The sequence below is a fragment of the Providencia sp. Marseille-Q8014 genome, from assembly GCF_965112055.1.
Genome location: NZ_CBCOPT010000001.1, coordinates 3270949 through 3285730 on the forward strand (window position 1 = coordinate 3270949; position 14782 = coordinate 3285730).

Here is a 14782-nt window from a genome sequence, read left to right on the forward strand (position 1 = left end):
CTCTATATTCGTTGAGGGTGTTTTCGCTCACTAAAGCAAAAGGTTATCAGCCATGGGTTTACTGAGTCAGTTAGAATCGTTATTTAGACCGAAATCAATCGCGGTGATTGGTGCTTCTGAGAATCCGAATCGTGCAGGTTCGGTAATGATGAAAAACTTATTAACTAATGGTTTTAAGGGACCCATTCTCCCTGTCAATCCTAATCGAAGCTCTATACTTGGGGTACTCGCGTATCCCTCGATTGATAAGCTCCCTTTAAAGCCCGACCTTGCCGTTATCTGTACTCATCATTCCAAAAATCCTGATTGCTTAAGGCAACTAGGCGAATATGGCTGTAATGTCGTTATCGTTTTATCATCACCATCGATTCAATTTAATGAACTTAAAAAAATAGCCCAACAATATCAAATGCGCTTACTCGGCCCTAATAGCCTCGGTATTTTAGCGCCATGGCAAGGGCTTAATGCAAGTTTCTCCCCCATCCCCATTCTTAAGGGGAAACTCGCATTTATTTCTCAATCCGCAGCCGTGTCTAACACGGTATTAGACTGGGCTCGCCATCGTGATATTGGCTTCTCTTATTTTATTGCTCTGGGAGATAGCATCGACATTGAGATTGACGATCTTCTAGACTATCTGGCTCGTGACAGTAAAACCAGTGCTATCCTGCTTTACCTTGAAAGTATCAGCGATGCTCGTCGTTTTCTGTCTGCGTCACGTAGCGCATCACGGAATAAGCCAATCCTTGTGATTAAAAGCGGCCGAACCCGTAAAGCCCAGCAGCTATTGGGCGAAAAACCGAGCCTTGATGCAGCTTACGATGCTGCTATTCAGCGAGCAGGCTTACTGAGAGTACAAGATACTCATGAAATGTTTTCTGCTGTAGAAACATTGAGCTATATGACACCATTACGTGGGGAGCGTTTGTCCATTATCAGTAATGGCGCAGCTCCTGCCGCAATGGCGCTAGATGAACTATTACAGCGTAATGGTAAGCTAGCGACATTAAGTCAAGAAACGGAAAATGAACTAAGTTCGCTACTGCCACTTGACCTATCAACCCAAAATCCTATTGATTTAGGTGATGATGCGACCGTTGATCGCTACATCGATGTTTTAAATAAAATGCTCGATAGCCATGATCATGATGCCCTATTGTTGATTTATACCCCTAGCGCGATAACAGACAGCAAAACCATGGCTGAAAAAGTGATAAAAACGATCAAACAGCATCCAAGGGGTAAATGGCTAACTATACTGACAAACTGGTGCGGTGAATATTCTTCACAAACGTCGCGTCGCCTCTTTAGTGAAGCCGGTATCCCAACCTATCGAACACCAGAAGGGGCAATAACGGCCTATATGCACATGGTTGAGTATCGCCGTAACCAAAAACAGTTAAAAGAAACACCGGCACTGCCAATTGGAATCACCGCTGATACCCAACAGGCGCATACCTATATTCAGCAAGCCCTACAAAATCACACACTTCATTTAGATACACATGAAGTTCAGCCCATTTTACGGGCATATGGCCTAAATAGCTTACCCACATGGATAGCTCATTCAAGTGAAGAAGCGATTGAAATAGCTGAAAAAATTGGTTATCCCGTTGCTTTAAAACTCCGCTCACCGGATATCGTACACAAGTCAGAAGTTCAGGGGGTTATGCTTTACTTACGTAATGCCAAAGAAGTCGGAGATGCGGCAAAAGCCATTATGGAACGTGTATCAACCAACTTTCCAAATGCGCGTATTGACGGCTTGCTTGTGCAAAGTATGGCAAACCGTGCTGGAGCACAAGAATTACGTATTGCCGTTGAACTCGATCCGGTTTTTGGACCTTTAATTATGCTAGGTGAAGGGGGAATTGAGTGGCAACAAGAAAGCCAAGCCGCCGTCGCCCTTCCTCCATTGAATTTGGCACTGGCTCGATATCTGGTCATTCAGGCGATTAAAGGGTATAAAATCAAAGCGCGAAGTGCGCTGGCCCCCTTAAATATTCCAGGTTTAGCAAGCTTACTGGTACGAGTTTCCAACCTAATCATTGATTGCCCAAACATTGCACGCCTTGATATCCATCCTTTGCTCGCTTCTGGTGATGAATTTACTTTGCTTGATGTTTCAATGACTTTAATTCCCGATCACGAAATTCAAAAATCAAGATTAGCGATTCGACCATATCCAAGTGAACTCGAAGAAACGATCGCATTAAAAGATGACCTCAGCTGTTTACTAAGGCCAATACTGCCAGAAGATGAGCCATTACTAAAATCGTTTATAGCGCAGGTTACTAAAGAAGATCTTTATTATCGATACTTTAGTGAAATTAGTGAGTTTACTCATGATGATCTCGCCAATATGACGCAAATAGATTATGACCGCGAAATGGCGTTTGTCGCCGTAAGAAATCAAGATTCAAACCCTGAAATTATTGGTGTCACACGTGCGATGGCGGATCCTGATAATCAAGAAGCTGAATTCGCTGTTCTTGTTAGATCGGATATGAAAGGATTAACACTTGGTTACCAACTCATGAGCAAGCTGCTGAGCTATACGCGCTCACATGGGATTAAAAAGCTTACCGCGATCACTATGCCTGAAAATCGCAACATGATCAGTTTAGCTAAAAAGCTAGGGTTTGACGTTGACCTTCAATTTGATGAAGGGGTTGTAAACTTAACATTACATTTATAAGTTATCGTCTTCGCCAATTTGTACAACAATTAAACGGAATTTTAATTTATACTAAATGGTTTGGCTAAATATGCTATCATCCATGGATCATTCGCTAACCTATACCCTAGCGTATATTTGAATAAAGCGATTTGCTATTAGACTAATAAGAGAAAATTTACACTGTGATGTTGTCAAAATTAAAACAAGCAAAACATCAACAATATTTAGGGAGTTTACCTAAACTCTCCCAATCTATTGCTGATGTTAAAACGCTATATAAGACAGAAGATTTTCGTGATGTTTTGCTTGAGCAAATATCAACCGCTCAACATTGCATCTACATCACTGCGTTATATTTAGAGCAAGATGATGCAGGTAAAGATATTCTTCATGCGCTGTATGCAGCAAAACAAGCGAATCCGTCTTTAGAAGTTAAAATACTGGTTGATTGGCATCGCGCGCAACGAGGAAGGATTGGAGCAGCGGCAAATTCAACCAATGCTGATTGGTACTATAGTGTTTCACAACAGTACCCTGACATTGACATTCCAATTTACGGTATTCCTGTGAATACTCGTGAAGCCTTAGGCGTCTTACACCTTAAAGGTTTTATCTTTGATGATACCCTGTTATACAGTGGTGCGAGTATTAATGACGTCTATTTACAACGTCATGAAAAATATCGTTATGACCGATATCAGTTAATCAAAAATAAACAATTAACTTCATCAATGAAAAACTATATTGATGACGCATTGTTAAAATCAGATGCTATCCATCTACTCAATTCAGCCAATAGACCCAAAACGGCTGAATTCAAAAATATTATCAAGCAATTTCGTCTTTCACTCAGAGGGTGTTCATATCGCTTTAACGGTAATGCTAACAATAATGAACTGGCAGTTACCCCGCTTGTCGGATTAGGTAAGAAAAATGATCTTAACCGGACCATTACCCATTTAATGGGGTCAACACAGAATAAGCTCATTATCTGTACGCCTTATTTTAACCTCCCTGCGGTATTAGTCAGAATTATTAGTCGACTACTACGTGAAGGTAAACAGGTTGAAATAATTATTGGCGATAAAACTGCTAATGATTTTTATATTCCCCCCGAAGAGCCATTTAAAATTATTGGTGCTTTACCTTATTTATATGAAATAAATCTACGTAGATTTGTTAGCCGCTTACAAAAATTTATTGATAGTCAGCAGCTAACTATTCGTTTATGGAAAGATGGCGATAATACCTATCATTTGAAAGGTATGTGGGTTGATTCACAATGGCAGTTGATCACCGGAAATAATTTAAACCCGCGAGCATGGGGATTAGATCTTGAAAATGCCGTATTGATCCACGATCCAAAGCAAGAAATGCAAGAGCAGCGTCAACATGAACTTGAATGCATTCGTACTCATACAAAAATTGTGAATCATTACCGTGAATTAGATAGTATCCAAACTTATCCAATCAAAGTGAAAAAACTCATTCGCCGTTTAAGACGAATTAGAGTAGACCGCTTAATCAGTCGTATCTTGTAATTTATCGTAGCACCACCCTTGTGGTGCTTTTCATATATCATTATGTTGATAAATAAATTGAAACGATTTAAAAAAATACTTCCTTATTTGCTTATTGGCATATTATTCAATACCGCAAGTTGCTCAAGCTTTCGTGTCGCTAATGATAAATGGACAGGAAAGGATAAGGCCCAACATTTTGCTTTTTCAGCCGCAATGGCAATGGCCGGTAATGCATATGCTGATAAACAAAATTGGCAACATCGAGAAGCTGCACAATTTGGAATATTATTTTCTGTTTCACTCGGAGTAGTCAAAGAATTATATGACAGCCGCCCCAGCGGCACTGGATGGAGTTGGCATGATATCGCTTATGATGTTGCTGGCTCTATCGCCGGTTATAGCTTATATCAAAGTTTAAAATAAAAACCAGTAATGATTTAACCAACTTATGTGCCCCCTACTTTTTATTCGCATATAACGCGTATTCTTCACGAGTCATACCACCAAATTGCCGATTAAAATCATCAAATGTTATCTCTTCAGAGATACCAAAATGCGCAAAAGCCTGTTTTTCCAACGGTGTTTTACATCTCTCTACGGTTTTTATTTCTGAAAAACTAACACCAAAATTAACACCATGTCTCAACAACTCCATATCTTGAATACCACTAGGTAGCATTGATGCATGTTCATTTGGATGGCTTTTTATTCCAACTCCCCAACATAATCGAGTAAAAGAGTCATTAGATAATGATCTTCCCGCTTGAATGGGAAACTCAATATCATCGGCAGTTAAACTCTTATTTCCAATAACCTCATATACACCTCTCATAACATGGTCATCCATCATGAAAAATGAATCCGATAAGCTGTGCTGTATAATTTCCTCAATAGGCATATTTTTTTCTTGGCTTTTGAACTGATACGTTCGAACAATTAAGGGCACCGTCATGAGATCATTCCAAATATGCTCTTGCTTCAGTAGGCCTGCTTTTTTTATTTTGTTGACCTGACCTATAATCAGAGCAAATCCATAATATTCCAGATCTATTTCATAACAAAAAATATCGCCATTCTTATATTTCACATTCTTTCTCGGGGCATTTTTCATGCGTTCCACTTTGGAGAAATAACGTTCATCTCTTGAAGACACGAATGTGGCTAACCATTGGCGAAACGCCTCAACAGTGTCAATTTGCTGGGGAAATGGAATCGGTAGACGAAGACTATTTTGGCTATTCGTCACATTTAACGCCGCACCAATTCCTGAAGTGCTTAAAGTTAAACTAAAACGACACCCCGTACTTTTCATGCCATTAATCGATGTATAATTTAATTTTTTCTCTTTGCCTTTTGCTGTTCTAGGCAAAACGAATTCTCTATTTCTCGTTTTAATTAAATTATCTTCTTCAATATAGAGGGTATTGATAAAACCATCACCAATATGCTCATAGTTATAGATAATTTTACAGATATCATCACCATCAAAATAAACAGCCATCCCTTTTTTAATTTCAACTCTATCCCATTGAGCGGATATCAACTCCAAGCCAAAAAGCGCTCTTTCATCATTGGTGAGGATGATATTTTCCATGTATTGACTCCCCATAACCTATCCCTCTATAAATCTGAATATTTGAACTATAACAATACCTAAAGTGCTGGTCATCAATATCATCCATTCCCCCTATCAATACCAGAAAGTTTTTTTATTTTTGCTAGTTATTTACCTATAAGTTGATGAGATGGATATCGAGTACTCAGTATGATAAAGCGATCTAAACCATGATGTTATTTAGATACCGATTGCGATTCATAAAAATAAACACCAGTCATCCTATAAAATGGTCTCAACCATGAAAATAAGTCGAATAGTGAGCCATTCCTTTATCTCTACTCAATGTGTTGGCTATCAATATGCGGTTCGCTGGTGCAGGATTGGCAAGGAAGCGCCGTGGATGGGGTTGGTGGTGACAGTAAGGCAGAAGGATGATAAAACGGTATCACATCCCCCAAACGCAAAAAAGCCACCCGATGGGTGGCTTTCTCACTAATTTAATGTCTGGCAGTTCCCTACTCTCACATGGGGAGACCCCACACTACCATCGGCGCTACGGCGTTTCACTGCTGAGTTCGGCATGGGGTCAGGTGGGACCACCGCGCTATTGCCGCCAGACAAATTCGGTTTTTGTTCCCGTTGGCTTCCACCAACCAGAACAGCAATCTTGAACAAGCTAATTTCTCGCACTCTGTGTGCGCTTCACAACGTTCTCTCTAAAACACCTTCGGTGTTGTCAGGTTAAGCCTCACGGTTCATTAGTACTGGTTAGCTCAACGTATCGCTACGCTTACACACCCAGCCTATCAACGTCTTAGTCTTAAACGTTCCTTTAGGACCCTTAAAGAGTCAGGGAAGACTCATCTCAAGGCAAGTTTCCCGCTTAGATGCTTTCAGCGGTTATCTCTTCCGCACTTAGCTACCGGGCAGTGCCATTGGCATGACAACCCGAACACCAGTGGTGCGTCCACTCCGGTCCTCTCGTACTAGGAGCAGCCCCTTTCAATCTTCCAACGCCCACGGCAGATAGGGACCGAACTGTCTCACGACGTTCTAAACCCAGCTCGCGTACCACTTTAAATGGCGAACAGCCATACCCTTGGGACCTACTTCAGCCCCAGGATGTGATGAGCCGACATCGAGGTGCCAAACACCGCCGTCGATATGAACTCTTGGGCGGTATCAGCCTGTTATCCCCGGAGTACCTTTTATCCGTTGAGCGATGGCCCTTCCATTCAGAACCACCGGATCACTAAGACCTACTTTCGTACCTGCTCGAGCCGTCACTCTCGCAGTCAAGCTGGCTTATGCCTTTGCACTAACCGCATGATGTCCGACCATGCTTAGCCAACCTTCGTGCTCCTCCGTTACTCTTTGGGAGGAGACCGCCCCAGTCAAACTACCCACCAGACACTGTCCGCACCCCAGATGATGGGGCCACGTTAGAACATCAAACATTAAAGGGTGGTATTTCAAGGTTGGCTCCATGCAGACTGGCGTCCACACTTCAAAGCCTCCCACCTATCCTACACATCAAGGCTCAATGTTCAGTGTCAAGCTATAGTAAAGGTTCACGGGGTCTTTCCGTCTTGCCGCGGGTACACTGCATCTTCACAGCGAGTTCAATTTCACTGAGTCTCGGGTGGAGACAGCCTGGCCATCATTACGCCATTCGTGCAGGTCGGAACTTACCCGACAAGGAATTTCGCTACCTTAGGACCGTTATAGTTACGGCCGCCGTTTACTGGGGCTTCGATCAAGAGCTTCTCCTTACGGATAACCCCATCAATTAACCTTCCAGCACCGGGCAGGCGTCACACCGTATACGTCCACTTTCGTGTTTGCACAGTGCTGTGTTTTTAATAAACAGTTGCAGCCAGCTGGTATCTGCGACTGGCTTCAGCTCCATCCGCGAGGGACTTCACCTAGCGCCAGCGTGCCTTCTCCCGAAGTTACGGCACCATTTTGCCTAGTTCCTTCACCCGAGTTCTCTCAAGCGCCTGAGTATTCTCTACCTGACCACCTGTGTCGGTTTGGGGTACGATTAATGATAATCTAGAGCTTAGAGGCTTTTCCTGGAAGCGGGGCATGAGCTACTTCGCCACCGTAGTGACTCGTCATCAGACCTCAGCATATAGTGAACCGGATTTGCCTAATTCACCTGCCTACATCCTTAAACCGGGACAACCGTCGCCCGGCCAGCCTAGCCTTCTCCGTCCCCCCATCGCAATTATCACCAGTACAGGAATATTAACCTGTTTCCCATCGACTACGCATTTCTGCCTCGCCTTAGGGGTCGACTCACCCTGCCCCGATTAACGTTGGACAGGAACCCTTGGTCTTCCGGCGTGCGGGTTTTTCACCCGCATTATCGTTACTTATGTCAGCATTCGCACTTCTGATACCTCCAGCATGCCTCGCAGCACACCTTCACAGGCTTACAGAACGCTCCCCTACCCAACAACATTTACATGTCGCTGCCGCAGCTTCGGTGCATGGTTTAGCCCCGTTACATCTTCCGCGCAGGCCGACTCGACCAGTGAGCTATTACGCTTTCTTTAAATGATGGCTGCTTCTAAGCCAACATCCTGGCTGTCTGAGCCTTCCCACTTCGTTTCCCACTTAACCATGACTTTGGGACCTTAGCTGGCGGTCTGGGTTGTTTCCCTCTTCACGACGAACGTTAGCACCCGCCGTGTGTCTCCCGTGATAACATTCTTCGGTATTCGTAGTTTGCATCGGGTTGGTAAGTCGGGATGACCCCCTAGCCGAAACAGTGCTCTACCCCCGAAGATGAGTTCACGAGGCGCTACCTAAATAGCTTTCGGGGAGAACCAGCTATCTCCCGGTTTGATTGGCCTTTCACCCCCAGCCACAAGTCATCCGCTAATTTTTCAACATTAGTCGGTTCGGTCCTCCAGTTAGTGTTACCCAACCTTCAACCTGCCCATGGCTAGATCACCGGGTTTCGGGTCTATACCCTGCAACTTAATCGCCCAGTTAAGACTCGGTTTCCCTACGGCTCCCCTATACGGTTAACCTTGCTACAGAATATAAGTCGCTGACCCATTATACAAAAGGTACGCAGTCACCCCATCCTCAAATGTCCCGCTTGTCTTTGCGGCCAATCTTGCCCGATTTTTTAACTTCCGCTGCTCGTGTACTTCTATGTACACTGCGCTGCGGCTTGAAAAAATCAGCCAATCTTGTTTGCAAATCCTGCGCTGTTCTTGTGGTGATTGTTTAAACCCTCACTCAATTGCCGAGGCACTTGAGTGATGGGGCTCCCACTGCTTGTACGTACACGGTTTTAGGTTCTATTTCACTCCCCTCGCCGGGGTTCTTTTCGCCTTTCCCTCACGGTACTGGTTCACTATCGGTCAATCAGGAGTATTTAGCCTTGGAGGATGGTCCCCCCATATTCAGACAGGATAACACGTGTCCCGCCCTACTCGTCGAGTTCACAACACCAACACCTTCGGATACGGGGCTATCACCCTTTACTGCCGGACTTTCCAGACCGTTCTCCTGATGCTGATGCTGATTAAGACTCTGGGCTGCTCCCCGTTCGCTCGCCGCTACTAGGGGAATCTCGGTTGATTTCTTTTCCTCGAGGTACTGAGATGTTTCAGTTCCCTCGGTTCGCCTCGTTTGACTATGGATTCATCAAACGATAGTGCAACGAATTGCACTGGGTTTCCCCATTCGGACATCGTCGGTTATAGCGGTTCATATCACCTTACCGACGCTTTTCGCAGATTAGCACGTCCTTCATCGCCTCTGATTGCCTAGGCATCCACCGTGTACGCTTAGTCGCTTAACCTCACAACCCGAAATTGTTTCAACGATCACCTAACTGTCATGGCTGTGCGTGGTGAAATTCTTTGTTGCGCGGTGCTCGTCATGCTCACGTACCAATGTACGCTGCGCTGACTGCGCTCCTACGCCGCGAATTTCACACTGCTCGCTCATGCCACTCGTTTGAATGACCGAAAACTTCAGGTTTGAAATTTTGAGAGACTCTCACATTGTTTAAGCGATAAACAATGTGCGTTGTTTCAATTTTCAGCTTGTTCCAGATTGTTAAAGAGCATAATTGTTAAACTAACTCAGTGAATTAGTTTAATCATTATTTATGGCCAGCACTTTCGAGAAAGTGCGAGCTAAGACATTTCAATGCGTAGGCGCACAGCGAGCGGAATGTACATTCAGTACATGAGCATCGCGAGCACCGCACAACGCTGAAAGGTCGACGCGCAGCCTTTCGATTGACCCACACTGAATGGCGTCCCCTAGGGGATTCGAACCCCTGTTACCGCCGTGAAAGGGCGGTGTCCTAGGCCTCTAGACGAAGGGGACAACAAGGTCTTCAGTCAATCTTAGATTGGCTTTGCTCTACTTTTCATCAGACAATCTGTGTGAACACTTCACAAGAACACTTCAATGGTAAGGAGGTGATCCAACCGCAGGTTCCCCTACGGTTACCTTGTTACGACTTCACCCCAGTCATGGATCACAAAGTGGTAAGCGCCCTCCCGAAGGTTAAGCTACCTACTTCTTTTGCAACCCACTCCCATGGTGTGACGGGCGGTGTGTACAAGGCCCGGGAACGTATTCACCGTAGCATTCTGATCTACGATTACTAGCGATTCCGACTTCATGGAGTCGAGTTGCAGACTCCAATCCGGACTACGACGTACTTTATGAGTTCCGCTTGCTCTCGCGAGGTCGCTTCTCTTTGTATACGCCATTGTAGCACGTGTGTAGCCCTACTCGTAAGGGCCATGATGACTTGACGTCATCCCCACCTTCCTCCGGTTTATCACCGGCAGTCTCCTTTGAGTTCCCGACCGAATCGCTGGCAACAAAGGATAAGGGTTGCGCTCGTTGCGGGACTTAACCCAACATTTCACAACACGAGCTGACGACAGCCATGCAGCACCTGTCTCAGAGTTCCCGAAGGCACCAAAGCATCTCTGCTAAGTTCTCTGGATGTCAAGAGTAGGTAAGGTTCTTCGCGTTGCATCGAATTAAACCACATGCTCCACCGCTTGTGCGGGCCCCCGTCAATTCATTTGAGTTTTAACCTTGCGGCCGTACTCCCCAGGCGGTCGATTTAACGCGTTAGCTCCGGAAGCCACGCCTCAAGGGCACAACCTCCAAATCGACATCGTTTACAGCGTGGACTACCAGGGTATCTAATCCTGTTTGCTCCCCACGCTTTCGCACCTGAGCGTCAGTCTTTGTCCAGGGGGCCGCCTTCGCCACCGGTATTCCTCCACATCTCTACGCATTTCACCGCTACACATGGAATTCTACCCCCCTCTACAAGACTCTAGCTGACCAGTCTTAGATGCCATTCCCAGGTTAAGCCCGGGGATTTCACATCTAACTTAATCAACCGCCTGCGTGCGCTTTACGCCCAGTAATTCCGATTAACGCTTGCACCCTCCGTATTACCGCGGCTGCTGGCACGGAGTTAGCCGGTGCTTCTTCTGTCGGTAACGTCAATCGTTGATGATATTAGCATCAACGCCTTCCTCCCGACTGAAAGTACTTTACAACCCTAGGGCCTTCTTCATACACGCGGCATGGCTGCATCAGGCTTGCGCCCATTGTGCAATATTCCCCACTGCTGCCTCCCGTAGGAGTCTGGGCCGTGTCTCAGTCCCAGTGTGGCTGATCATCCTCTCAGACCAGCTAGGGATCGTCGCCTAGGTGAGCCATTACCCCACCTACTAGCTAATCCCATATGGGTTCATCCGATAGCGCAAGGCCCGAAGGTCCCCTGCTTTGCTCCTTAGAGATTATGCGGTATTAGCCACCGTTTCCAGTAGTTATCCCCCTCTATCGGGCAGATCCCCATACATTACTCACCCGTCCGCCGCTCGTCAGCGGGAAGCAAGCTTCCCCTGTTACCGCTCGACTTGCATGTGTTAGGCCTGCCGCCAGCGTTCAATCTGAGCCATGATCAAACTCTTCAATTAAAAGTAGTCTGATGCTCAAAGAATTATACTGTTTATCAATTCGCTTCTGTTCGGCTAACATTGTCGGCTTCGCTCCGCTTTCCTCGCCGTACCTCAGTACTGTCTCGGAAATGCTCACTCGCCTTCGCGTTATCCTTCTACAATCGAATTGCACATTGTTAGTTCATATATGAATTAACGTGTTAGTCACTCTTCAAGACTTAAAATCAAATATTTTTTTTGATAGTGTCCTGTGAGTGCCCACACAGATTGTCTGATAAATTGTTAAAGAGCGTTGCGACTTTATCTTTCGATATTAACCGTTTAGGTCTTTGTCGCGAGGTGGCGTATATTACGCTTTCCTCATCGAGAGTCAAGCTTTTTTTTCGCTTATCTTTTCAGATTCTCTCGTCTGCCGTCGTTAGCCTTTTGGGCTTGCCATCACATTCTGTGTTGGCTCATCGTCGGTCAGTGGAGGCGCATTATAGGGAGTCAGAAAATTCTGGCAACCCCTTTTTTCAATTTTTTTTTCGTTTGCTCAGATTGCCATCAAATTTAACTTAATAAGCCTATATAAGCCTATTTTTTGATGTTTTTTACTATCTGTGGCAGTTCAGCAATACTATCAATCACCATATCTGCATTGCTTATTGCTTCTTCAGTCACTTCTTCACCACTTCTTACTAAGATCGTCGTACCGACTTTTGCAGCTCTACCTGCTTGCATATCAGCTAACTTATCTCCCACCATAATAGAAGAAGCCATATCTATATTAAGAAAAGATTGCGCATCTAATAGCATTCCAGGTTTTGGCTTACGGCAATCACAATCTTGGCGGTACTCAGCTTCTTTAGCATCAGGATGATGAGGGCAAAAATAAATACCATCAAGATCAACGCCACGGTCTGCTAATGACCAATCCATCCATTCTGTTAACTGCATAAAACTATCTTCAGAATAGATACCTCGTCCAATACCTGATTGGTTGGTGACAACAACGAGCGCGTAGCCCATTTTTTTGAGTTCAGCCATTGCTTCAATCGCACCGTCAATAAAATGAAAGTCATCTATCTTATGTACATAGCCATGGTCGATATTAATTGTGCCGTCTCTGTCTAAAAAGATTGCAGGTATGCCTTTATTCACCGATTTACTCCTCAAACTAAATGAGTTTTAAGTATCTCATGAAAAGAAAATAAATGAGAATAGAATAAATAAAGCAAACTTTATTGACTTAGACGTCTAGACGCCTTAACATCCAACCATGTTAGATTTAACTATCTAAAAATCGAATCCTATATATTTAGAAGAAATAAATGATAAAGCTCTCAAATATTAATAAAGTTTTCCAGCAAGGAAGCCGCAATATTCAGGCATTAACTGATATTAGTCTGCATGTTCCTGCTGGGCAAATCTACGGTGTTATCGGTGCCTCAGGTGCTGGTAAAAGTACTCTAATTCGTTGTGTAAACATGCTCGAGCACCCGACTTCTGGGCAAGTTATTGTTGACGGCCAAGATTTAACAGCAATGCCTGAAAAATCTTTGACGAGAGCTCGTCGCGGTATTGGGATGATATTCCAACACTTTAACTTATTATCTTCTCGAAATGTATTTGATAACGTTGCGTTACCACTGGAATTAGACAATACGCCTAAAGATAAAATCAAAGCACGTGTCAATGAACTGCTTGATCTTGTTGGGCTGGCTGATAAAAAAGATGCTTATCCCGCTAATCTTTCTGGGGGACAAAAACAACGTGTTGCTATCGCGAGAGCCTTAGCAAATTCACCAAAAGTTTTATTATGCGATGAAGCAACTAGTGCGCTAGATCCTGCCACTACACGTTCGATTCTTGAGTTACTCAAAGATATTAACCGCCGTTTAGGGCTTACTATTTTATTGATCACTCATGAAATGGATGTAGTGAAAAACATTTGTGACCAAGTCGCTGTGATTAGCGGTGGACAATTGATTGAACAAGATAAAGTCAGTGAAGTGTTTTCACACCCTAAAACACCTATTGCCCAAGAGTTTATCAAATCAACATTAGTTATTGATATTCCAGATGACTATAAAGAAAGACTAAAAAGTGAACCCGCAGCAGATTTATCGCCTTTGCTGAAACTGGAATTCACAGGTCAATCCGTTGATGCACCACTTATCTCTATGGTTGTGCGTAAATTTGACATCGATATCAACATATTAAGTTCTCAGATTGATTACGCCGGTGGCGTGAAGTTTGGCGTAATGCTCGCTGAACTCCATGGTATCAATGGCGGGGTTGAAGCAACTATTGAATTTTTGAAAGAGCATCATGTCAAAGTAGAGGTATTGGGTTATGTCTGAGGGAATGATTTCACTACTTATATCGGGAACGATTGATACCATTATTATGACTTTCGTTTCGGCGATCCTCGGTTTTATCATGGGCGTACCTACTGGCGTTCTACTTTACGTGACTCGTCGTGGACAAGTTATGGAAAATACTGTTCTTTATGCTGTAATTTCAGCAATCGTGAACATTTTCCGTTCAATACCATTTATTATTTTATTAGTCTGGATCAGCCCTTTTACCAAGTTTTTAGTCGGCTCGGCAATTGGCATTGAAGGGGCCATTGTTCCCCTAACTGTTGGGGCAATTCCCTTCATCGCCCGTATGGTTGAAAATACCCTATTAGAAGTGCCAAGTGGTTTGATTGAAGCCTCCCGAGCTATGGGCGCGACACCACTACAAATTATTAAAAAGGTTCTATTACCAGAGTCTTTACCTGGGATCATCAACGCGGCAACGATCACCTTAATTATGCTAGTTGGGTATTCAGCAATGGGTGGTGCAGTCGGTTCAGGGGGATTAGGTCAAATAGCAATGCAGTATGGCTACTATACTTATAACCCATTAGTGATGAATACCGTGCTTGTACTGTTAATCATCTTAGTCTTCGTCATTCAATTTACTGGCGAATATTTAATGAAAAAAGTGTCACATAAATAGTCCGTAAAAATAGCAGCGCCGCTTTAAGGTGCTATAAAGAAAGCGTTTAAGGGGTATATCT

Annotated in this window: 8 protein-coding genes, 1 tRNA gene and 3 rRNA genes; 6 read left to right on the forward strand and 6 right to left on the reverse strand. The window is 44.1% G+C overall.

Going from position 1 to position 14782, the window contains the following annotated elements:
* The first annotated feature begins 61 nt into the window (after positions 1–61).
* From ACWPW6_RS14505 to ACWPW6_RS14515, 3 genes are all read left to right on the forward strand, one after another.
* Positions 62–2698 carry a bifunctional acetate--CoA ligase family protein/GNAT family N-acetyltransferase gene (locus ACWPW6_RS14505; protein WP_250000523.1) on the forward strand — a complete coding sequence of 879 codons (2637 nt, stop codon included), beginning with the start codon at positions 62–64 and terminating at the stop codon, positions 2696–2698.
* A 167-nt stretch (positions 2699–2865) separates the two neighbouring features.
* A complete protein-coding gene (gene pssA, locus ACWPW6_RS14510; RefSeq protein WP_196714065.1) occupies positions 2866–4221 on the forward strand; it encodes a CDP-diacylglycerol--serine O-phosphatidyltransferase in 1356 nt (451 codons plus the stop codon).
* Between the two features lie 42 nt (positions 4222–4263).
* A complete protein-coding gene (locus tag ACWPW6_RS14515) occupies positions 4264–4626 on the forward strand; it encodes a YfiM family lipoprotein (RefSeq protein ID WP_154624429.1) in 363 nt (120 codons plus the stop codon).
* 34 nt (positions 4627–4660) lie between these two features.
* Here the strand turns inward: ACWPW6_RS14515 and ACWPW6_RS14520 are convergent, their stop codons facing one another.
* The gene (locus tag ACWPW6_RS14520; RefSeq protein WP_244316442.1) at positions 4661–5797 is read right to left on the reverse strand and encodes an immunity 26/phosphotriesterase HocA family protein; all 1137 of its coding nucleotides are present in this window, start codon (positions 5795–5797) and stop codon (positions 4661–4663) included.
* A 262-nt stretch (positions 5798–6059) separates the two neighbouring features.
* On the opposite strand from ACWPW6_RS14520, the gene ACWPW6_RS14525 reads away from it, so the two are divergent.
* Positions 6060–6257: a hypothetical protein gene (locus ACWPW6_RS14525; protein WP_249999720.1), complete on the forward strand. Its 198-nt coding sequence runs from the start codon at positions 6060–6062 to the stop codon at positions 6255–6257.
* Positions 6258–6263: 6 nt separating this feature from the next.
* Here the strand turns inward: ACWPW6_RS14525 and rrf are convergent.
* From rrf to gmhB, 5 genes are all read right to left on the reverse strand, one after another.
* Positions 6264–6379, reverse strand: a 5S ribosomal RNA gene (gene rrf / locus ACWPW6_RS14530).
* 119 nt (positions 6380–6498) lie between these two features.
* Positions 6499–9584: ribosomal RNA gene (locus ACWPW6_RS14535) — 23S ribosomal RNA — on the reverse strand.
* Positions 9585–10044: 460 nt separating this feature from the next.
* A tRNA-Glu gene (locus ACWPW6_RS14540) sits at positions 10045–10120 on the reverse strand.
* An 88-nt stretch (positions 10121–10208) separates the two neighbouring features.
* Positions 10209–11748, reverse strand: a 16S ribosomal RNA gene (locus ACWPW6_RS14545).
* The 16S, 23S and 5S rRNA genes sit together here with 1 tRNA gene alongside, the layout of an rRNA operon.
* Positions 11749–12306: 558 nt before the next feature.
* Positions 12307–12873, reverse strand: a complete 567-nt coding sequence (gmhB, locus tag ACWPW6_RS14550; protein ID WP_249999242.1) for a D-glycero-beta-D-manno-heptose 1,7-bisphosphate 7-phosphatase — start codon at positions 12871–12873, stop codon at positions 12307–12309.
* 170 nt (positions 12874–13043) lie between these two features.
* Here gmhB and metN point away from each other — a divergent pair, with 170 nt between their 5' ends.
* Both metN and metI read left to right on the forward strand, forming a co-directional pair.
* Positions 13044–14075, forward strand: a complete 1032-nt coding sequence (gene metN, locus ACWPW6_RS14555; RefSeq protein WP_249999243.1) for a methionine ABC transporter ATP-binding protein MetN — start codon at positions 13044–13046, stop codon at positions 14073–14075.
* The gene (gene metI, locus ACWPW6_RS14560; RefSeq protein ID WP_163862832.1) at positions 14068–14721 is read left to right on the forward strand and encodes a methionine ABC transporter permease MetI; all 654 of its coding nucleotides are present in this window, start codon (positions 14068–14070) and stop codon (positions 14719–14721) included. The genes metN and metI overlap by 8 nt, the downstream gene beginning before the upstream one ends.
* Positions 14722–14782: the final 61 nt, after the last annotated feature.